General features: G+C 66.8%; 17 protein-coding genes. 4 read left to right on the top strand and 13 right to left on the bottom strand.

Annotated elements, in window-relative coordinates; genetic code table 11:
• Positions 1 to 34 precede the first annotated feature (34 nt).
• Positions 35 to 763 carry a hypothetical protein gene (locus tag C662_RS14305; protein WP_002930520.1) on the top strand — a complete coding sequence of 243 codons (729 nt, stop codon included), beginning with the start codon at positions 35 to 37 and terminating at the stop codon, positions 761 to 763.
• A 281-nt stretch (positions 764 to 1044) separates the two neighbouring features.
• Here C662_RS14305 and C662_RS14300 read toward each other — a convergent pair whose 3' ends face one another.
• A complete protein-coding gene (locus C662_RS14300) occupies positions 1045 to 2676 on the bottom strand; it encodes a methyl-accepting chemotaxis protein (protein WP_002930518.1) in 1632 nt (543 codons plus the stop codon).
• A gap of 210 nt (positions 2677 to 2886) precedes the next feature.
• Between C662_RS14300 and C662_RS14295 the strand changes: the two genes are divergently transcribed.
• Positions 2887 to 3918 (top strand): nucleoid-associated protein, encoded by a 1032-nt coding sequence (locus tag C662_RS14295; protein ID WP_002930516.1) that lies wholly within the window; start codon positions 2887 to 2889, stop codon positions 3916 to 3918.
• Between the two features lie 21 nt (positions 3919 to 3939).
• On the opposite strand, the gene C662_RS14290 is transcribed toward C662_RS14295, so the two are convergent.
• From C662_RS14290 to C662_RS14250, 9 genes are all read right to left on the bottom strand, one after another.
• The gene (locus C662_RS14290; RefSeq protein WP_002930514.1) at positions 3940 to 5952 is read right to left on the bottom strand and encodes a methyl-accepting chemotaxis protein; all 2013 of its coding nucleotides are present in this window, start codon (positions 5950 to 5952) and stop codon (positions 3940 to 3942) included.
• Between the two features lie 574 nt (positions 5953 to 6526).
• Positions 6527 to 7483, bottom strand: a complete 957-nt coding sequence (locus tag C662_RS14285) for a D-2-hydroxyacid dehydrogenase (protein WP_002930512.1) — start codon at positions 7481 to 7483, stop codon at positions 6527 to 6529.
• A 22-nt stretch (positions 7484 to 7505) separates the two neighbouring features.
• Positions 7506 to 9485 (bottom strand): transketolase, encoded by a 1980-nt coding sequence (gene tkt / locus C662_RS14280; protein WP_002930509.1) that lies wholly within the window; start codon positions 9483 to 9485, stop codon positions 7506 to 7508.
• A 99-nt stretch (positions 9486 to 9584) separates the two neighbouring features.
• On the bottom strand, positions 9585 to 10844 hold the full coding sequence (locus tag C662_RS14275) for a TRAP transporter large permease (RefSeq protein ID WP_002930508.1): 1260 nt from the start codon (positions 10842 to 10844) through the stop codon (positions 9585 to 9587).
• Positions 10841 to 11404: a TRAP transporter small permease gene (locus C662_RS14270; RefSeq protein ID WP_232433279.1), complete on the bottom strand. Its 564-nt coding sequence runs from the start codon at positions 11402 to 11404 to the stop codon at positions 10841 to 10843. The genes C662_RS14275 and C662_RS14270 overlap by 4 nt, the downstream gene beginning before the upstream one ends.
• 2 nt (positions 11405 to 11406) lie before the next feature.
• On the bottom strand, positions 11407 to 12378 hold the full coding sequence (locus C662_RS14265; RefSeq protein ID WP_002930504.1) for a TRAP transporter substrate-binding protein: 972 nt from the start codon (positions 12376 to 12378) through the stop codon (positions 11407 to 11409).
• A 102-nt stretch (positions 12379 to 12480) separates the two neighbouring features.
• Entirely contained in the window at positions 12481 to 13245 is a 765-nt protein-coding gene (locus C662_RS14260; protein ID WP_002930501.1) for an SDR family NAD(P)-dependent oxidoreductase, read from the bottom strand.
• Positions 13246 to 13328: 83 nt separating this feature from the next.
• A complete protein-coding gene (locus C662_RS14255; RefSeq protein ID WP_002930499.1) occupies positions 13329 to 14330 on the bottom strand; it encodes a transketolase family protein in 1002 nt (333 codons plus the stop codon).
• Positions 14327 to 15178 (bottom strand): transketolase, encoded by an 852-nt coding sequence (locus C662_RS14250; RefSeq protein WP_002930497.1) that lies wholly within the window; start codon positions 15176 to 15178, stop codon positions 14327 to 14329. The genes C662_RS14255 and C662_RS14250 overlap by 4 nt, the downstream gene beginning before the upstream one ends.
• A 201-nt stretch (positions 15179 to 15379) precedes the next feature.
• On the opposite strand from C662_RS14250, the gene gcvA reads away from it, so the two are divergent.
• Positions 15380 to 16279 (top strand): transcriptional regulator GcvA, encoded by a 900-nt coding sequence (gene gcvA / locus C662_RS14245; RefSeq protein ID WP_232433278.1) that lies wholly within the window; start codon positions 15380 to 15382, stop codon positions 16277 to 16279.
• Positions 16280 to 16348: 69 nt separating this feature from the next.
• On the opposite strand, the gene C662_RS14240 is transcribed toward gcvA, so the two are convergent.
• Positions 16349 to 17011 (bottom strand): PEP-CTERM sorting domain-containing protein, encoded by a 663-nt coding sequence (locus C662_RS14240; protein ID WP_002930493.1) that lies wholly within the window; start codon positions 17009 to 17011, stop codon positions 16349 to 16351.
• Between the two features lie 205 nt (positions 17012 to 17216).
• The gene (locus tag C662_RS14235; RefSeq protein ID WP_002930492.1) at positions 17217 to 17864 is read right to left on the bottom strand and encodes a LysE family transporter; all 648 of its coding nucleotides are present in this window, start codon (positions 17862 to 17864) and stop codon (positions 17217 to 17219) included.
• 191 nt (positions 17865 to 18055) lie between these two features.
• Here C662_RS14235 and C662_RS14230 point away from each other — a divergent pair, with 191 nt between their 5' ends.
• Positions 18056 to 18901, top strand: a complete 846-nt coding sequence (locus C662_RS14230; RefSeq protein WP_002930490.1) for an SIR2 family NAD-dependent protein deacylase — start codon at positions 18056 to 18058, stop codon at positions 18899 to 18901.
• A 72-nt stretch (positions 18902 to 18973) separates the two neighbouring features.
• On the opposite strand, the gene C662_RS14225 is transcribed toward C662_RS14230, so the two are convergent.
• A complete protein-coding gene (locus C662_RS14225; RefSeq protein WP_232433277.1) occupies positions 18974 to 19408 on the bottom strand; it encodes a bacteriohemerythrin in 435 nt (144 codons plus the stop codon).
• Positions 19409 to 19526 lie beyond the last annotated feature (118 nt).

The raw sequence follows: 19526 nt of genomic DNA, 5'->3' as shown, positions 1-19526 counted from the left end.
CTATTTTCTTTATAAACAGATGGATGGGAATGATATGAATAGCTCGGAACAGCCCGCATGCTCGGAACAATTAGGTTCCGAGCAAAAATGGTTTTCGTGTTCCGAGCTGTCGGCGATCAAGCTGCCTGGCGCCGCGCTCACGGATCGCGGCTGGCGCAAGGTTGTCGAGCGCGAGGGTTGGCAGTTCAGAGAAGTCCACGCAAAAGGGGGGAAGGCCGGCGTGAAGCGCGAATATGTGCCGCCGCCTGAGCTGCTCAAGCTGATCCGCCGCCACATGCGTGGTGAGGTCGTAACCGAAGAAGAAGTGAACCGCGCGCGGGCGATCAGGTCGGTGGCGTTCCGCAAAGCACCAGCAGGCCTCGCGGACTACCAGCAAGCGCCAGGGCGTGGTCAGCGCGCGGGGGCGCCAAACGTGATCGATGCCGACGAGCGCCACTCAGCCAGCGCAGCGCCCTCGCCTTCAGGCGTGGCGGGGCCCGCAGCCGCCGGCGCGCCCACGGTGGCGGCGACGGCAACCCCGGCGCCAGGGGCACGCACGGGCGCCGGCCGGCTCACCGACCCCACCGACGAAGACCGCCTGCAGATGCTCCTCGCCCTGCTGCGCACCATGGAGCACCACCTCAAGGCGCCCGTCAGCGCCGAGGTCGCGGCCCGCATGCTCGAGGTCGTCGAGGCCTGGCACGACTTCGCCGCCCGCCAGCCCGACATCCTCGCCCGCCTCGAGGCCGTCCGCGCCGCAGCCAACCTCTACTTGGTGCGGTGAACGAAAAAAGGGGCGTGGACCTATCCACACCCCCTCTCATTCCCGTTCACCGCGCCGCCGCTACGGTGCCATCTCCCGCGCAATTTTGCGCACGCCGTGCTCGTTCCACTCAATTTTGGCGCCAGCCCGGCCAGTCGCCCCTGCCGCCCAGAATCCCGCGCCACGCTTGACCTTCAGCCTCGCCGCCTCACCTCACCCCCGGTGCCAAAACGATCGCCCCCCCACAGCGAGTGTGGTCTGTGCGCCGTTCGGCCCGAACCCACCAGCCCAGCCGCCGCGGCTCAAACCTTGAAGCGCTCGACCTGACGCCGCATCTGCGCCGCAACGCCTTCCATTTCCTGTGCGGCCACCACGATGCTGCTTGTGGCGCTGCTGCTCTGCTCTGCCCGCAGCGCGATGTCCTCGACCCGCCGCGCCACCTCGGACGAGGCCGTTGCCTGCTCACGCAAAGCCAGGTCGAGCTCGGAGACGATGCCCGCCACCTCGCCCGAGAGTTCATGCAGGCGGCCGATCGTGCCACCGGTCTCGACTGCCTCCGCGCTGCTGCGCCTGACGACCTGGACCCCGCGCTCGATCCCGGCAACGGCCTCCTTCGTCCCTGCCTGGACGGATGCCACCATGCCGGTGATCTCCTCGGTGGACGTGGCGGTGCGTTCGGCGAGCTTGCGCACCTCATCGGCCACCACCGCAAAGCCCCGCCCCTGCTCGCCGGCCCGCGCCGCCTCGATCGCAGCATTGAGCGCCAGCAGGTTGGTCTGCTCGGCGATCTCGCGGATCACGGCGACGATATGAGAGATCTTCGCGGATTGCGCCTCCAGACCGGTGATGCGAGTCGCCGCGTCACCCACCACCTGCTCGACTTCGCGCATGCCCGCAACCAACCGCTCCATCGACTGCTTGCCGGCCGTCGCGCCTGCGCCTGACTCCGCGGCTACGCGGCTCGCATCGCTGGTGCGATCGGACACATGCGAGATCGAAACAGTCAGCTCCTCGACATTGGCTGCGATGCTGCTGGCCGCCTGGCTCTGCGCCGAGGCGCCTTCGCTGACCTGACGTGAGGCCTCGAGCAGGCTCGTTGCCGAGTCACCCACCTGCCCCGCACCGTCACGGCTGAGCGCGATGGTCTCGCGTAGCGAGGACTGCATGTCGCGCATCGCGCGTACCAGGTCGCCGATCTCGTCGGCGCTCGGCTCGGGCAGGGCTGCGCGCAGGTCGCCCGCAGCGATCTGCTGAGTGCCGCTGACCGCCGCGCGCAAGCGACCACTCATACGCCCGGCAAACACCAGGGTGAGGGTGATGGCGACCGCCAGACCAATCGCGGCGGCGGAAAGCCCGCCAATGAATGCCGCCCGCACCCCGGCCGCCACGTCGCCCACATTGCCTTCGGCCGCAGCGCGATTGTAGGCAATCAACTCTGCGACGGCGTCGCGCGCTGCATCCGCACGCTGTACCCACACCGTTCGGCGCAGCGTGTCCGCCCCATTGCGATCACCGCGCGCGAGCAGGTCCCGGGCCTGCTGCACCACCTCGTGGTAGCCCAGCACACTGCGCTCAACCGCATCGAGCAGCGTACGCTCACGCTCCGAAATCTGGCGCGTCCGATAGCCGGCAATCTCCTTCATGAAACCCTGGTGCAGTTGGTCGAGCGAGGCCGTCATGCGCTCCGTCTCCGCTGCACCGGTCGCCATCATGAACTCGAGGCTGCGCACGCGGTAGCGCAGACGCCACTCGCCCATTGCCCCCGCAGCCTGCAAGCCCGGCAGGTCGTGATGCCCGATGGTATCCACCTCGCGCTCGATCAGACGTACTTCGTAGAGCGCGAAGGCGATTGCAAACAACAGGACACCACAGGAAAGACCGGAAAGCAGGAACAGCTTGCCACGCAGGCTGAGGTTGTCGAGGGCATTCATCATGTATGTCTCCGGGGATGCGACCTCACATGAGCAAGGCCTTGTTCATGTATTCATCGGTCCCGGCAAGCATAACTTTAGTCGTATCCAAACGCTGACTGCACAGCCATCGGAACGCACCGGGTCAGCATGAGCCCTCAGGACGTCACCGGGCCCTGCGCAGGCTCCGCACATGCGAGAATTCGGCCCCGCCCTACCGCGAGCCCCACCCGCATGCGCCCCCTCGAGCACACCGTCACCCACCTGATCATCCACACCCTGGAAAAGGCCCCCGGCTCGCCGGCTCGCCTGATCCTGCGCGAAGGACTATGCACGCTCGACGCTGCCGCGCTGCGGCTTGCAGAACGCCTGTGCAGTCAGTACGACAGCCGCTCGGCCAAGGGCTTCGGCCGCTTCGAAGAGGATGAGGAAAGCTACCCGCTGGCACGCTGGCTGCGCGAACACCTCGTCGATGAGACGCTCGACTTCGCAGGCCTGTCTCGCGCCTTCGCCGAGCGCGTGCAGGCGCTCACCGACGCGGAAGAGCTTGAAGAAGGCGGCCAACTGGTCATGGCGCGCATCCGCGAAGGGGGCGCCAACGGAGGCGGCACGGACTGCCTGTGGCTGGCGCTGATTGGTGAGGCCGAAGGCGTACGCATCGGCGGTGCGCTCGAAGCGCTCGACTGCTGCCACCTCGACTTCACCGCCCTGCATGCGGCCGGGCGCATCGACCTGTCGGGCTGGCGACGTGGTGACGAGCGCTATATCGGCTTCCTGCGCGGGCGCGGCAAAGGCGGCATGTGGTTCAAGAACGCACTCGGATGCAGCGACGTCATGGTGGCACTGCAGGAGACCAAGAAGCTGGTCGCCACGCTCGACCGCTTCGTCGACACCGAGGGCCTTGCCCCCGCCACCCGCGATGCCGTGCTCGAGCGCGCCCACGACTACCTCGACACCCTGGGCGAGGCAGGCGCCCCGGTGGTGTTCGAAGAGCTCGCGCGCGAGGTCTTTCCCGAACAGCCCGCTCGGCTCGACGCCCTGCTGCGTGCCGAGGAGACCAGGATCGCCCCCGGCTTCGTTCCCAACCGCCGCGCCATCCGCCCGCTGGTGCGCTTCAGCGCCAGCGGCGACAACTGGAAGCTCGAGTTCGAGCGCAGCGGCCTGCACTCGGGCGCAGTACATTACGACCGCGCCACCGACACCCTGGTCCTGTCGGGCCTGCCCGACTACCTCAAGCGCATGCTCGACGAGGCGCCCGAGGACTGACGCGCCCGGACTGCCCCGCGATCAACGCATGCGTTCGTATGCGTGCTCACCCGGTTGCACCTTGAACCAGCCTACGGTCTCGCGCAACTTGCCGGCGAGCGCGTCGAGATGTCGCGCAGTCTCGGCCGCATTGCTCGCGGCAGCCGTGTTCTCCTCGGTCATCTGCGCGATGTGCTCGATGCGCCGGGCGATCTCCTGAACTGCGGCATCCTGTTCGCGCACCGCATCGGCGATGTTGCGCACCGACGTCGTGACCCGCCCGGTATCGGCACTGGCGGCGTCGAGCGCACCGGTGGAAGCCACCACGCGGGTGCGCGTCGACCCGGCTTTGTCGTTTGCCTTCTGCATGTGCGCCACTGCGGCATCGACCTGGCCCTGGATGCCACCGATGAGGCCGGAAATGACGTTGGTTGCCGCGGAGGTGTTCTCCGCCAGCTTGCGCACCTCGTCGGCGACGACGGCGAAACCACGCCCCTGCTCGCCCGCTCGCGCCGCCTCGATCGCGGCATTGAGCGCCAGCAGGTTGGTCTGGTCGGCAATATCCTTGATGGTGCGCACGATGCCGTCGATCTGGCGCGAACTCTCGGCCAGTCGCACGATGTCGCCGCTGGCGGCGTCGATCATGCCGGCCAGGCTATCGACGTTGTCCGCAGTCTCGCGCACCGCAGCCAGTGTGGTTTCGATGTCGGCACGCGCCTGCACTGCAGTCGCGTCCGCCACGCGGGCATTGCTGGCCGTCTCGGAAATGCTCACCGCGGTCTGCTGCACGCTGGCGACGACAGCCGACGCCGCCTCCGACTGCGCATCCGAGCCCTTCTCCACCTGAGCCCCTGCAGCCGACATGGACTGTGCGGCCGCAGCAATGGCATCGGCCGACTGCCGGGTCTCGCCGATCAGGGCGGCAATACGCGCCATCATGCGGTCGAACGCGGCCGCGGTACGCCCCACTTCATCCCGCCCGGTGAGGCCCGCGCGCAGGCTGCAGTCGCCGCTCGTCTCGACCCGCACGAGAACGTCCTGCAAGGTGGCGAGCGGGCGGGTGATGGAGCGGATGATCACCATGCCGAACACCAGCGTCAGTGCGATCGCGAGCGTACCGAGCAGCGCCGCCACGAACATGGCCCTTTGCGCCTCTTCCGCCTGCTCACCGGCCCAGGCCAGCAGATCGCCGCTGACCCGCTGCTCGACGGTGAGCATGGCGTCGATCCGGGCGGTGGTGGTCGAGAACCATGTCTCCGGCGTCACGCCGAACCCCTCGGCAGAATCATGCAACCTGGCACGCAGGGCCTCCACCGCAGTCTCGGGCTGGCCGTTGACCGCCTGGAGGTAGGCCTGCCAGTGAGTGGGCTCTGCCAGCGATGACAAAGCCGAAACGAACGCAAGCTGCTTGCCGATGCGCTCGTTCAAACCACGGTACTGTGCGCGTTCGATTCGGTCGGCAGTAAACACCGGCACCATCGTCGCGCGCTCCTGGCCCGCATACTCCTTGGCATGCAACAGCATCTCCAGGGCAGCCAGGCGCTTTGCCGCACCGCCATCGGCAACCGCTGAACTGGCCACATTCACCGTCTTGAGCAGAGTCGCGATGGTGCTGGTATAAAACGCGCTCGACTCCGCCGCCGCGATCGCGAAACGGTCAGCACCGGCGCGCGTATCGCGCAACTGCGCCAGGCTCTGCCGGGCCGCCTGCGTCGCCGCGCTCAGCGCCTGGGCGGCACCCGCTTCGGCCGCGAGTTCGGCAAAGGCCTGCTCCACCCCCTGGACGGCCTGGTCCGTGTTGGCGCGATAGCCTGGCAGCACATCTGCAAAGCGCTTGCCGCCGCTTTGCAGATAGCCTGCCGTCGCGCCACGCTCGATCTGCAGGTAATGCGCAGCAGCCCCCGCCTTCACCGCAAGCGCCACGGTACGCTCGGTATCGAGCGCCGTACGCCACAGCGCATGGTTCGCCAGCATGCTGGAGACGACAAAGCCCGCCACGATGAGCAAAGGCAGAATCAGTACCGCCAAAAGCCGTTCACGAATGCCGATGTTCATGGCCCCTCCCGGGCATGCGTCACGCGAAAGAAAAATGATCGCGATTGTCACCACCGGCAGTACGGGCAATCTATACGGAATGTCAAATCCAGACGCTGCAGCGCAAAAATCGCACACCACATGCGGCGCTACAGACTCACCGGCTTCAGGCATGTCGCCGCCTTCAACCCCTCGCGCCGCGCTCGGTTCCGCGGTAGGAGCGGCGCGAGCCGCGAGCCTTTTCGGGCGCTTCCGATCCGCCACGTCGCCTTCAACCCCTCGCGGCTGGTGCCGCTCCTACGACGACCCCACGCGCAGCTGTTCGCTGTAGGCGCGGCGCGAGCCGCGAGCTTTTTCGGGCGCTTCCGATCCGCCACGTCGCCTTCAACCCCTCGCGGCTGGCGCCGCTCCTACGACGACCCCACGCGCAGCTGTTCGCTGTAGGAGCGGCGCGAGCCGCGAGCCTTTTCGGGCGCTTCCGATCCGCCACGTCGCCTTCAACCCCTCGCGGCTGGAGCCGCTCCTACGACGACCCCACGCGCAGCTGTTCGCTGTAGGAGCGGCGCGAGCCGCGAGCTTTTCGTCGGAGGGCCCTTTACTGCAGCAGGTTGCGCGGCGAGCCGGCGACGAAGTGCTCGATGTTGTCGATGAGCTGGTCGGCCAAGGCCTGCTGGGCCTCGTCCGAGGCCCAGGCCACATGCGGCGTCAGGATGACGTTGGGGCGCGCGGCGATGCGCATCATCGGGCTGTCGGCCGCCGGCGGCTCGCCGTCGGCGACGTCGAAGCCCGCGCCGGCGATCAGGCCTTCGTCGAGCGCCTGTACCAGCGCGGCCTCGTCCACCAGGCCGCCGCGCCCGGTGTTGATGATGAGCGGACGCCGCACCATGGCGCGGAACTCGGGCATCGCGATCATGCCGCGCGTCTGCGGCGTGAGCGGGCAATGCAGGGTAATGATGTCGCTGGTCGCCAGCATTTCATCCCAGGGCGTGTACAGGCTGCCGGCACCGGTCCTGCCCTTGCGTGCTGCGAACAGCGGCACCATGCCGAAGGCGCGCGCGATGTCGGCCACGCGCTGGCCCAGCACGCCTTCGCCGATGATGCCCAGGCGGGCGCCGCGCAGGTCGTGGATGGCATGGTTGAAGAAGCAGAACTGGCCCGAGCGCTGCCACTCGCCCGCGAGCACGTCGTCGCGGTAGGCGACCAGGTTGCGGCGCAGCGCCAGCATCAGCGCGAAGGTGTGCTCGGGGACGGTATTGACCGCATAGCCGCGGATGTTCGCCACCGCAATGCCACGCTGCTGACAGTAGGCCTTGTCGACACAATCGGTGCCGGTGGCGGCGACCGCGATCAGGCGCAGCGCAGGCAGTTGCGCCAGCACTGCGGCGGACAGCGGCACCTTGTTGGTAATGGCGATACTGGCGCCGGCCAGGCGCTCGACGATCTGATCGGGCGCGGTCCTGTCGTAGACGACCAGCTCGTGCGCGAACGCGGGGCTGCGCAGGCGGATCTGCGGCGCGATGGTCTCGCGGTCGAGGAAGACGATCTTGTGCATGTGGACTCTTGTCTCCAGGGGGTCAGAGGTAGCGCTTTGCTTCGGCAACGATGTTAGCCGGGGTGATGCCGAAGTGCGCGTAGAGCTGCTCGTAAGGGCCGGACGCACCGAAGCCAGCCATGCCGACAAAGCCGCCGCGCGGCCCCAGCCAGGCATCCCAGCCGAAGCGCATCGCCGCCTCGACGCCGACGCGCACGCAGCCCTCGCCCAGCACGGCACTGCGGTAGCCTGCATCCTGGGCCTCGAAGAGCTCCCAGCACGGCATCGACACCACCGCGGTAGGGATACCCTCGGCCTGCAGCAGCCGGCGCGCCTCGACCGCCAACTGCACCTCGGATCCGGTTGCGAGCAGGGTCACGGCACGCGCGCCGCCTTCGGCTTCGGCCAGCACATAGGCGCCGCGGCGCGACCGGTTGTCCGCGCTGTGCGTGGTGCGCAGCGTGGGCAGCGCCTGGCGGGCGAAGATCAGGCTGGCCGGCGTGCGCCGGAGTTCCAGCGCGACCTCCCAGCATTCGGCCGCCTCCACGGCGTCGGCCGGGCGCATCACCAGCATGTTGGGCATGGCACGCAGCGAGGCGAGGATTTCCACTGGCTGGTGGGTGGGGCCGTTCTTGCCGACGCCGATCGAGTCGTGGCTGAACACGAACTTGACCGGCAGGCCCATCAGCGCCGCCATGCGCATGGCCGGGCGTTCGTAGTCGGAGAAGGCAAGATAGGTGACTGCAAGCGGGATGGCGCCGCCGTGCGCGGCGATACCGTTGGCCATCGCACCCATCAGGTGCTCGCGCACGCCGCAGTGCACGTACGCGCCGCCGCGGTCCTCGGCGGTGAAGGCGGCAAGGCCGCGCTTGTGGGAGGTGGGGGCCTCCAGGTCGGCGCAGCCGACGATGCGCTCGGGCAGCACGCCCACCAGCAGGTCGTTGATCTCGGCCGAGGCGAAGATGCCTGGCTTGGGCTCGGTATCGGCAGCGGCCTTGCGGCGGTAATCGGTCAGTACCTCGCGCCAGCCGGTGGGCAGTTCGCCGGCCTGCACGCGCTCGAACTCGGCGCGCTCGGCAGCCGGCAGTGCGGCCAGGCGCGCCTGCCAGGCACGGTAGTCGGCAGCGCTGCGGCGGCCTGCGGCACGCCAGGCACCAAGGATGTCGGCCGGGATCTCGAACGGCGCGTGCGGCCAGCCCAGCAGCTCACGCGTGGCCTGTGCGTCCTCGGGGTACAGGCGCGCGCTGTGGCCGGCACGCTGGCCCTGCACGCGCGGGATGCCGCGGCCGATCACGGTGCGGCAGGCGATCAGCGAGGGGCGCGGATCCTGCTTGGCCAGCGTGATCGCGGCCGACACGGCATCGATGTCGTGGCCATCGACTTCGACCACGTGCCAGTCGGCAACGCGGAAGCGCGCCGCCACATCCTCGCTGATCGACAAGTCGGTGCTGCCATCGTCGGTAATCTTGTTGTCGTCCCAGAACAGGATCAGCTTGCCGAGCTTCAGATGGCCGGCGAGCGAGATCATCTCCTGACCGAGGCCTTCCTGCAGGCAACCGTCGCCAACGAAGGCCCAGGTGCAGTGGTCGACCAGGCCGGCGCCGAAGCGCGCATTCAGATAGGCCTCGGCTACCGCCATGCCGAAGGCGTTGGCAATGCCCTGGCCGAGCGGACCCGTGGTGACCTCGATGCCGCAGGCGGGCTCGAACTCGGGGTGACCGGCGCAATGCGAGCCCAGCTCGCGGAAGGACTTGACCTGTTCGAGGCTGATCTTGTCGTAGCCGGTGAGGTGCAGCAGCGCGTACAAGAGCATCGAGCCATGGCCGTTCGACAGCACGAAGCGGTCACGGTCGGGCCAGGTGGGATCGGCCGGGTTGAACTTGAGGTGACGGGTGAACAGCGCGGTGGCGATCTCCGCCATGCCCAGCGGCACGCCCTGATGGCCCTCGGCGGCGTGGACGATGGTATCGAGCGACAAAAAGCGGATGGCGTTGGCGAGTTGGCGAGGTTCTACGGCATGCATGGCAAGGGTTCTCCCTTGCCTCCCCCTGTGAGGGGGAGGCAATAGCGGGGTGGTTACGGAGGCGGGGTGGGCTGGCGGGGCGCTACGCCGCGCGCGGGATCAGTAAAGCGTGAAGGCGGGCACGAAGGAGATCAGTAACAACACCGTGATCGCGACCAGGTAGAAGGGCCACAGCTCACGCACCACGGCCCCCACCTTCTGACGCGAGATGGCGGCAGAGATGAACAGCGTGGTCCCGACCGGCGGGGTGAACAGGCCGATGCTCAGGTTCACCGCCATCATGATGCCGAGCTGCACGAGGTCGAGACCGATCGCATTGCCGATGGCGACGAAGGTCGGCCCCAGAAGCAGGATCGCAGCCGGCAGATCGAGAAACATGCCTACCGTGACCATGATGAGGTTGAGCATCAGGATCACCATCCACGGCGACTTCAGCGTCTCGACGGTCCATTCGGCCACGGCGGTCGGCACCGCCTCGACGGTCAGCACGAACCCCACCAGGTTGGACGCCGCGATCACCAGCATCACCACGCCGGTCGTGACGGCGGTGTGCACCAGCGCGTCGTAGAGCCGCTTGAAGCTCAGGTCGCGATACACCAGGGCGCTCACCATCAGGCCGTAGAACACCGCCAGCACGCTCACCTCGGTGGGTGTGGCGATCCCGGCCCGCAGCAGGATGACGATGAAAGCCGGCATCGCCAGCGCCGGTGCGGCAGACACCGTGGCACGCAGCACGCCCTTCCAGGTCACCCCCTCGGCCAGGCGCTTGAAGCCGCGCAGGCGTCCCGAGAAGTAGCACACCAGCATGAAACCGCCGCACAGCATCAGCCCGGGAAGAATGCCGGCAAGAAAGAGCGCGGCGATCGACTGGTTGGACACGGCTGCATACAGGATGAGCGGAATCGAAGGCGGGATGAGGCCGGCGATGACCGACGACGACGCCGTGGCCGCCGCGGCAAAGGCCGGGGGATAGCCTTCGCGCTTCTGCCACGGGATGAGCATCGAGCCCAGCGCCGAGGCTTCGGCCACGGCCGAGCCCGACACCCCGCCGAACACCGTCGAACCCACCACCGTCACCTGCCCCAGCCCGCCATGGAAGCGGCCGACCAGCTTGGTGGCGAAGTCGATCAGGCGCTTGCCCAGCGTGCCGCCCATCATCAGGTTGCCCGACAGCATGAAGAAGGGAATGGCCAGCAGCGGAAAGCTCTGCGTGGGCTGGAAGATCTTCACCACCGCGGCCACGCTCGGCATGCCGCCGGCAGTCACCGCGGCCAGGCCGGAGCTGATCACCAGCGCGTAACCGACCGGCAGGGCCAGCACCAGCAGCGCGCTGAATACAAGAAGCATCACGACAGTCATACGTCCTCCTCGATGTGGTGGGCGCGGACGGAGAACGGATCGTTCGCGATCAGCAGCCGGACCAAGGTGCTCAGCGCCGTGATGCCGAGGCCGACGAAGCCGACGATCATCGCCATGTAGGCCCAGCGGGCCGAGATACCGGTCACCGGGTACACCTCGCTGCCGGTGATCTCGATGACATCGAGGCCGACCCAGGCAAGATAGAAGAAGGCCGCGGCGACAAGCACCTGATGGCCGACCATCAGCATGCGGTTGGCAGCGCGCCCGAGCCAGCCGTGGATGGCGGTGACGGCAATGTGCTGGCCACGCTGGGCGGCGAGCACGATGCCGCCCATGACCAGCCAGGGGAACAGGATGTTGGGCATCTCGGTCGGCCAGCCCATGCCCTGGTTGGTGAAGTAGCGGACGATCACTTCGGCCATCAGGGATACGAACATGACGACCAGAGCACTGATCGCGACCGCCACACCGGCGGCCACGATCGCAGCGTCCACCCACTTCACCACCCGGGCCGGGACACTGCTCGAGGTCGCGGCGGGGGAAGTGGCGTGGGTCGACATCTTTACTTACCCGCTTCCGAGACGATCAGCTTGACCAGGTCGGGGAACTGCGCCGCCCACTTGTCGTAGACCGGCTGGGTCTTGGCGACGAAGGGCGCCTGGTCGACCTCGTTGATCTGCACGCCGGCTGCTGCCAGCTTCTCGCGCAACTCGGTATCGGCTGCCAGCGACAGCTCGCGGTTCAGTTTGCCGGCCTCGACGGCAGCCTCCTTGATCGCCTGCTGGTCGGCCTTGGACAGTCCGGCCCAGATCATCCGGCTGGCCAGCACCGGCGTGGTCTCGTACTTGTGGCCGGTGAGCGAGATGTACTTCTGCACCTCATGGAGCTTGGACGCGTAGACGTTCATCAACGGGTTCTCCTGGCCGTCGAATACGCCCTGCTGCAGCGCGATGTACAGCTCGGAGAAGGCCAGCGGGCCGGGGTTGGCGCCGAGCGCCCTGAAGATGTCCAGGGTCATCGTGTCGGGCGGCGTACGCAGCTTGATGCCCTGCAGGTCGTCCGGCGTGGTGATGGGGCGCTTGTTGTTGCTGGTGTGGCGGATGCCGTTATCCCACAACGCGAGGAGCACCAGGCCCTTGCCGTTGGCAGCCTCGTCGAGCTTGGCGCCGACCGGGCCATCGACCACGCGGTAGGCGTGGTTGAGGTCGCGGAACAGGAAGGGCAGTCCGATCAGGTTGAATTCCGGCACCACGCCCGCAGTGGCCCCCTGCGAATTGGCGCTGAAAGCCAGTGTACCCAGACGCATGTTGGTGATCGACTCGACGTCGTCGCCGAACTGCGCGCTGCCGCCCACCTCGACCTTCACCCGGCCGGCGGTCTTGGTCTCGACCAGCTCGGCGAACTTGAGCGCTGCTTCGGAGCGCGGGTTGCCCGGCGCCGCGCCATGCGCCATACGCAGCACCTGTTGCGCCCAGCTGGTGGAAGCGCCCATGGCCAGGGTGGCGACGAGTGCGATCAGGGTCTTCTTCATCATGGTGGTCTCCTTCTCTTGCCTTGTGTGGACCGGGCTGCGGTGGCGGCACCCGGCTGCTGCAGCGATGCGAAAGCGGGCCCGGCCGGCGCCGGGCCGAGGGGGTCAGCCGTGGATCAGCATGCCGCCGTTCACGTCCAGGGTGATGCCGGTGCAGTACTTGGACAGGTCGCTCGCCAGGAAGACGATGCAACCGCCCACATCGCTGGGCTCGCCGATACGGCCCAGCGGGATGCCGTCGAGAATCGCCGCGCGCTTGTCCTCGGGGATCTTGCCCTTGTTGATGTCGGTGGCGATCAGGCCCGGAGTGATGCAGTTGACGCGGATGTTGTCGGCGCCGAACTCGCGCGCCATGGCCTTGGCCAGGCCGAGCACGCCCGCCTTGGCGGCCGAATAGTGCGGACCGCCGAGGATACCGCCACCGCGCTGTGCCGACACCGACGAAATGCACACGATCGAGCCGCTCTTCTGCGCCTGCATGGTCGGGATGACCGCCTGCGACATGAACAGCGTGCCGCGCAGACTGACGTCGAGCACGGCATCGTAGTCGGCCGAGGTGATGTCGAGCGTCTTGCGCGGCTGGGTGATGCCGGCGTTGTTTACCAGCACGTCGATACGGCCCAGGCGCTTGACGATTTCGGCGGCGGCCGCATCGCAGGCCGCCTTGTCGGTGACGTTGGCCACCAGGCCGATGTGCTGCGGACCGAGTTCGGCTGCAGCCGCCGCCGGGTTGGCCTGCTCTAGGTCGAGCAGGGCGATGCGCGCACCTTGCGCGGCCAGCATGCGGGCAGTGGCGAAGCCCAGGCCGTTGAGGCCGGCACCGCCGGTGATGACGGCAACCTTGCCGTCAAGAAGAAGGGATTGGGACATGGACGGATCCTGTTCAGAGCGGCGCCCTTGAGGGCGCCCGGTTTCGAGGAAGGGAGCGACGGGGGAAGAAAGGAAGCGATCGTTCAGCCGATCCAGCGCTTGATCGTGGCCGACATCGCCTCGGTGGAGATACCGTAGCGGTCGTGCAGCGTGGGCAGCGCGCCGGCATCGAGGAAGGCGTCGGGCAGCGCGATCTGGCGGAACTGCGGCGTTACGCCTGCGGTCAGCAGCGCTGTCGCGACCGCCTCGCCCAGGCCGCCGACCGAGGTATGGTTCTCGGCCACCACCACCAGGCGGCCGGAGCGGCCGGCCTCGCGCAGGATGGTCGCGGTGTCGAGCGGCTTGATCGTCGGCACGTGCAGCACGCCGACGTCGACCTTGTCCGCCTCCAGCGCCTTGGCGACTTCCAGCGCACGCATGGTCAGAATGCCGGACGAGATCACCAGCACATCCCTGCCGTCGCGCAGCAGCTTGGCCTTGCCGAGCTCGAAGCTGTAGTCGTACTCGTCGAGCACCAATGGCACATTGCCGCGCAGCAGGCGCATATAGACCGGACCGTTGTGGGCAGCGATCTGGGGCACGGCCTGCTCGATGTCGAGGGCGTCGCAAGGGTCGATGATGGTCATGCCGGGAATGCCACGCATCAGCGCGATGTCCTCGGTGGCCTGGTGGCTGGGGCCGTAGCCGGTGGTGAGGCCGGGCAGCGCGCAGCACATCTTGACGTTGAGGTTCTCCTCGGCGATCACCTGGTGCACGAAGTCGAAGGCGCGACGGGTGCCGAATACCGCGTACGTGGTGGCGAAGGGCACGAAGCCCTCCTTGGCCATGCCGCCCGCCGAGGCCATCAGCAGCTGCTCGGCCATGCCCATCTGGAAGAAGCGCTCGGGGCAGGCCTGGGCGAACAGGTGGAGGTCGGTGTACTTGGCGAGGTCGGCGGTAAGGCCGACGATGTCCCGGCGCTGCATGGCCAGTTCGACGAGGGCCTTGCCGAACGGGGCAGCCTTGACGCGCTGGCCCTCGGAGGCGATCGAGGCAATCATCGCCGAGGTTGTCAGGCGCGGCTTCTTGGCGGTGGTGGTACTCATCGTGCAGCTCCCTGGGCTTGGTCGAGGATGTCGATGGCCTGCTGCCATTCGGGCGGATCGACACGGATGAAGTGGTTCTTCTCGCGAGTCTCGAGGAAGGGCACCCCCTTGCCCATCAGGGTGTCGAAGAGGATCACCCGCGGCCTGGCTTCGGTCAGCCTGCGTGCGGTGTCGAAGGCGGCGATCACGGCAGCCAGGTCGTTGCCATCGACACGCTGCACATGCCAGCCGAAGGATGCCCACTTGTCGGCGAGGGGCTCGAAGCCCATCACCTTGGTCGAGGGGCCGTCGGCCTGTTGGTTGTTGATGTCGACCAGGCAGATCAGGTTGGAGAGGCCGTGATGGGCTGCACCCATCGCTGCTTCCCAGGTCGAACCCTCGTCGAGCTCGCCGTCTGACATCGAGTTGTATACAAAAGCGGGATTGCCCTTCAGGCGCAGGCCCAGCGCCATGCCTACAGCGATCGGCAGCCCCTGGCCAAGAGAACCACCCGACATCTCCATCCCCGGCGTGTAGGTCGCCATGCCCGACATCGGCAGCCGGCTGTCATCGCTGCCATAGGTCTCGAGCTCGTCCTCGGGGATGATCCTGGCCTCGATCAGCGCGGCGTAGAAGGCGATGGCGTAGTGACCATGCGACAGCAGGAAGCGATCACGGCCCTCCCACTCCGGGTCGTCGGCACGGAAGTTCATCGCATGGCAGTAGGCCGTCGCCAGCACGTCGGCGTAACCCAGCGCCTGGCCGACATAGCCCTGGCCCTGCACCTCGCCCATCCGCAACGCAAAGCGGCGGATGCGGTAGGCGCTTTCGGCGACCCGGGCGTAGTCCTCGGTAAGACTTGTTTGCACGCAGTTCTCCTTGACTTGAACCCGGCAACGCAGGGGCGCCAGGCAGATTCGTTTCGCTTGGCCAGAGACCCATCGCCCCGGCCCTGCCGGCAGCCGATGAAGGGCGTCCAGCGAGTGAGGGAAAGCTTATTCGCTTGATTTATCGGCCTCAAACGATTATTTATGGGCCTATAGATGAATTGATCTCATGTGAATGCCGCGATGCACAATCGAGTTTCCCTCAAGGCCATTCAGGCATTCGAGGCCGCCGCGCGGCTGTCCTCCTTCGCGCTTGCAGCAGACGAACTCTTCGTCACGCCGTCTGCAATCAGCCATCAGGTCAAGCAGCTGGAAGAGCAGTTCGGCGTTCAGCTCTTTCATCGCGTACATCGGGCGGTGGTGCTGACGGACGCCGGGCGGCGCTATGCCGAGGAGGTGTCGGCAGCTTTCTCGCGCATCGAGTTGGCAACGCGCGAACTGGGACGGACGGAAAAGATCGACATCCTGACGGTGCACTCCACCCCCAGCTTTGCCACCCAGTGGCTGATGCCGCGGCTGGCTCGCTTCAGCTCGCTGAACCCGGACGTCGACGTGCGGCTCAACGCATCGACCGACGCGGTCGACCTCGTCTCGGGAGCGGTCGACATCGACATCCGCTACGGCATGCGCCGCCTGCAGCCGGCAGGCACCATGGTGCTGAGCTTCCCCGCCGAGACCATCGTGCCGCTGTGTGCGCCCGCGCTGCTCGAGGGCGAACACCCCATCCGCAGCCCCGAGGACCTCGCTCTCCACACGCTGATCCATAGCGAGGTCTGCCTGGTGAGCTGGCGCGACTGGATGCGCCAGCACCGCAAAGTCAAGCTCGACATCTCACGCGGCCTGCGCTTTGACCGCTCGTTCATGGCCATCAGCGCTGCAGTGGACGGTTTGGGCGTGTGCCTGGAGAGCCTGCTGCTGGTGCAACGCGAACTGGAAACCGGCCGCCTCGTCGCACCCTTTGGCCTGGCTGGCCCCAAGGTGCAGGGCTACACCTTCAACCTGCTCAAGTCGCGCGCCGAGCTGCCCAAGATCCGCAGCTTCCAGGAATGGCTCTTCGATGAATTGGACGCCCCACGGCGCTGAAGCCTGCCAACGCCTTTTCGGGGCTGCAGCGGAGACGCGCGGGCGAGCGCGCCCCCGCCGGCTAAGGCATCAGACGTTCAGGGGTGCCGGACGCCTGCGCATCGCACCCAATCCGAGCACGCCAATCGCAAGGCATGCGAGCGTGCCGGGCTCGGGCACAGTCGAAACGCCAACCGCCCGCGCAACCAAGGTGAAGTCGAACCTGCTGGGGAAGAAGTCGCCCACGTAGTCCGTACCTGTCATCGACAAGGTCGTACCATTGAATGTACCGGCGTAGCTGCCGAAGGCCCCCATCGACCAGCAGCCCCCGGTGGACGGAAACCATGTGCACGGATTCTCGTTGGCCACGAAATCCTCGCCCGAGAGCACGGCGAAGTAAGTCGGGAAGTCAAACCCGAGCGCAGACGCACCACCACTCTCGATCACCGGCGTCTCAAAGCGGATCTGCTGCCGCTCATAGCCGTCGGGCGGAAAGAGGGATGTGGTCACGAACACGGTCTCCTGCTGGAGCTTGAAGCTGCCGGAGAGCGCGAAGGTCTGCGGCGGCGGCAAGACACCGCAGTTGCCGTCCGGGTCGCAGAGCGGAAAGCCCCCCGGACTGTAAGTGACCGAACTCTGACTCGCGTCGATCTCGATCACGAGGGCGTGCGCCAGGGTGGGCATCGCCCCGAGCGTGACCGTGGTGAGCACGGACGCAACGGCGACCCGTGCGGTGCTGGGCAGGAGGTTCATGTGTGCAAGGCCTCTCATGAAATTAGCATCGAATGACACCGAATCCACCCCCTCGGGTGAAGCACGGCGCGACGACACATAATGCAAATTTCATTCCCGACGCATCTGCACGGCACATGCCTTTGTATTTAATGAATTATGGATAAGCTGAAACCATAACCATGGCATGGAATGTAAATAAATCCGACACCCACCCCTCCAGCCGTTAAGGCCCCGGTGCCGCATGCCCGGCGCGCCGGACGGTCGCCAGCAGCAGCGCCGCCGCCACGAACAGGCCGCCGAAACTGCGGTTGAGCAGACGCTGCTGATGCGGCTCGCGCAGCAGGCGCAGCACGCGCGCGGCGAGGCCGGTATAGCCTGCCATGACGACCAGGTCGACCGTGATCATGGTGGCTGCGAGGATCAGGTATTGCGCCAGCAGCGGACGCGCCGGGTCGAGGAACTGCGGCAACACCGCGAGGATGAACACGATCGCCTTCGGATTGCTGGCATTGACGATGAAGCCTCTCATCACCAGCGGCCATGGCCGCCCATGAGCGGCATCGCCCGACTCGACCGCCACCGCCGCGGGCGGTGCCACCCACTGCTTCCAGCCCAGGTACACCAGATAGGCGACGCCGAACCACTTGATGACCGAGAAGGCAAGCTCGGACGCAGCCAGCACCGCCCCCAAGCCAGTGGCGACAATGCCGATCTGGAGCACCAGCGCAAGCTGCAGCCCAAGGGCATTCCAGTAACCGCGGCGGAAGCCGTAGTTCAGGCCGGAAGACATTGACGCCACGGCGCCCGCGCCAGGGCTGAGGCTGATGACCCAGCAGGCAACGAAGAAGGAGATCCAGGTATCGAGCAGCATCGGAAAGGTATCCAGGCAGTTGCAGCGCACACAAGCCGCCATGTTAATCCGCCTCTGCGCCGATGCATGACCCTGTGTGCGTTACAGGCAGATGAATCGCCACAGCCATGCGGCAACCAGGCCACGGCGCATGCGCCTGCCTGCCCCGGCGCCCACCGCAAGCCCCACAATGGCGCCTCGTGGAGAAAACGATGGAAACAGACTGGACAGAGGAGTTCTCCCGCTGCGCGGACCTGATCGCGCAGGCAGACGGCCTGCTGATCACCGCTGGCGCGGGGCTGGGGGTCGACTCAGGCCTACCGGACTTTCGCGGCAGCGGCGGGTTGTGGCGCGCCTACCCGGCGCTTGGCCGCGCTCGCCTGCAGTTCGCCGAGATCGCAAACCCGGCCGCCTTCCGCACCCACCCACGGCTGGCCTGGGGCTTCTACGGCCACCGCTTGCGGCTATACCGACAAACCACACCAGGGCCCGCCTTCGGCATCCTGAAGTCGATCGCAAGCCAACTGCCTGCTGGCGCCCGCATCTTCACCAGCAACGTCGACGGCCACTTCCAGAAGGCGGGTTTCGACCCACGGCACATCGTCGAGTGCCACGGCTCGATTCATCACCTGCAATGCATGACAGGCTGCCGGGGCGAGGTGTGGCCGGCCGACGACTTCGAGCCCGAGGTTGACGAGGCAGCCTGCCTGCTCCTCAACGCGGCTCCCGTCTGCCCCTGGTGCACGAGCCTGGCGCGACCGAACATCCTGATGTTCGGCGACGCCGACTGGATCGACACCCGAACGCAGCACCAATACGCTCGCTACGCCAGCTGGCGCAGCTCACTCGACCGGCTGCTGGTGATCGAGATCGGCGCAGGCACGGCCGTGCCATCCGTACGCCTGTTCGGCGAACAACAGGGAACACCCCTCATCCGCATCAACCCCGACGATGCTTCGACCGCCGCCGACCGCGGCGTATCCCTGCCGATGAGCGGGATCGCCGCCCTGCGCGGAATCGAGGCCGCGCTGCGGACGCGGGGTTTCCTGGCGGACTGACCGCAACGCACCAGCCCCCGCCACAGCGTCACCGCGCCATCCGAGTACCGAAGACCCGCACCGCGCGGCGTGTCAGAACACCTTGGATTTCTTGAACAACGGCACGAGCTGCATGTCGGATTTCATCACATGGTCCACCAACCAGTGGCGCAGGAAGTTGGTGAGCTCCTGGCTTCTGTCGCGCAGCCCTTCCGGACCGACGGCTGGATCGTCGAGCAAGACCTCGATGCTGTTGACCAGCACATCAAGCTCGCGCAGCAGTTGGCGATGCGCCTGCCTGTGCTCGTCGAACTGGATGTAGCCCCAGGCGATCTGGATGCGCTCCTCGCGCTCGAAGTGCCCCGCCGCATACCGCCTGAGCTCCTCGAGCGCCATCTCGATATGCGGCCGGTTCTCGGGAAAGCGCAATACGAGCTCGACGGTGTTGATCAGCAGGATCAGATAACGATGATCGGCGTCGATCTCGTCGTGGCCGATGGCCATTTGTGGACGCCAGAAGATGGGCATGATGCGTTGCCTTTGGATCGCATGAAGGAGCGCAGCGGCGGATGCAGGGATCCGAGTGCAGGGGCCGCATGATGACAGCCTCACGCCCAACCCGAAAGCGGCGAACAGGTAGCGCCCC

The organism is Thauera sp. 28 (assembly GCF_000310145.2).
In the GTDB taxonomy this organism is placed as follows: Bacteria; Pseudomonadota; Gammaproteobacteria; order Burkholderiales; family Rhodocyclaceae; genus Thauera; species Thauera mechernichensis.
Note: the sequence above shows the minus strand (reverse complement) of the source record. Positions and strands in the feature narration are given on the sequence as shown.

Excerpts from the sequence above, each read along its gene's own strand:
- C662_RS14275 (WP_002930508.1), bottom strand. The coding sequence starts at position 10,844 with ATGACTGTCGTGATGCTTCTTGTATTCAGCGCGCTGCTGGTGCTGGCC.
- C662_RS14240 (WP_002930493.1), bottom strand. The coding sequence starts at position 17,011 with ATGAACCTCCTGCCCAGCACCGCACGGGTCGCCGTTGCGTCCGTGCTC.
- C662_RS14305 (WP_002930520.1), top strand. The coding sequence starts at position 35 with ATGAATAGCTCGGAACAGCCCGCATGCTCGGAACAATTAGGTTCCGAG.
- C662_RS14235 (WP_002930492.1), bottom strand. The coding sequence starts at position 17,864 with ATGCTGCTCGATACCTGGATCTCCTTCTTCGTTGCCTGCTGGGTCATC.
- C662_RS14255 (WP_002930499.1), bottom strand. The coding sequence starts at position 14,330 with ATGAGTACCACCACCGCCAAGAAGCCGCGCCTGACAACCTCGGCGATG.
- C662_RS14225 (WP_232433277.1), bottom strand. The coding sequence starts at position 19,408 with ATGCCCATCTTCTGGCGTCCACAAATGGCCATCGGCCACGACGAGATC.
- C662_RS14290 (WP_002930514.1), bottom strand. The coding sequence starts at position 5,952 with ATGAACATCGGCATTCGTGAACGGCTTTTGGCGGTACTGATTCTGCCT.
- gcvA (WP_232433278.1), top strand. The coding sequence starts at position 15,380 with ATGCACAATCGAGTTTCCCTCAAGGCCATTCAGGCATTCGAGGCCGCC.
- C662_RS14300 (WP_002930518.1), bottom strand. The coding sequence starts at position 2,676 with ATGATGAATGCCCTCGACAACCTCAGCCTGCGTGGCAAGCTGTTCCTG.
- C662_RS14265 (WP_002930504.1), bottom strand. The coding sequence starts at position 12,378 with ATGATGAAGAAGACCCTGATCGCACTCGTCGCCACCCTGGCCATGGGC.
- C662_RS14270 (WP_232433279.1), bottom strand. The coding sequence starts at position 11,404 with ATGTCGACCCACGCCACTTCCCCCGCCGCGACCTCGAGCAGTGTCCCG.
- C662_RS14230 (WP_002930490.1), top strand. The coding sequence starts at position 18,056 with ATGGAAACAGACTGGACAGAGGAGTTCTCCCGCTGCGCGGACCTGATC.
- C662_RS14295 (WP_002930516.1), top strand. The coding sequence starts at position 2,887 with ATGCGCCCCCTCGAGCACACCGTCACCCACCTGATCATCCACACCCTG.
- tkt (WP_002930509.1), bottom strand. The coding sequence starts at position 9,485 with ATGCATGCCGTAGAACCTCGCCAACTCGCCAACGCCATCCGCTTTTTG.
- C662_RS14285 (WP_002930512.1), bottom strand. The coding sequence starts at position 7,483 with ATGCACAAGATCGTCTTCCTCGACCGCGAGACCATCGCGCCGCAGATC.
- C662_RS14260 (WP_002930501.1), bottom strand. The coding sequence starts at position 13,245 with ATGTCCCAATCCCTTCTTCTTGACGGCAAGGTTGCCGTCATCACCGGC.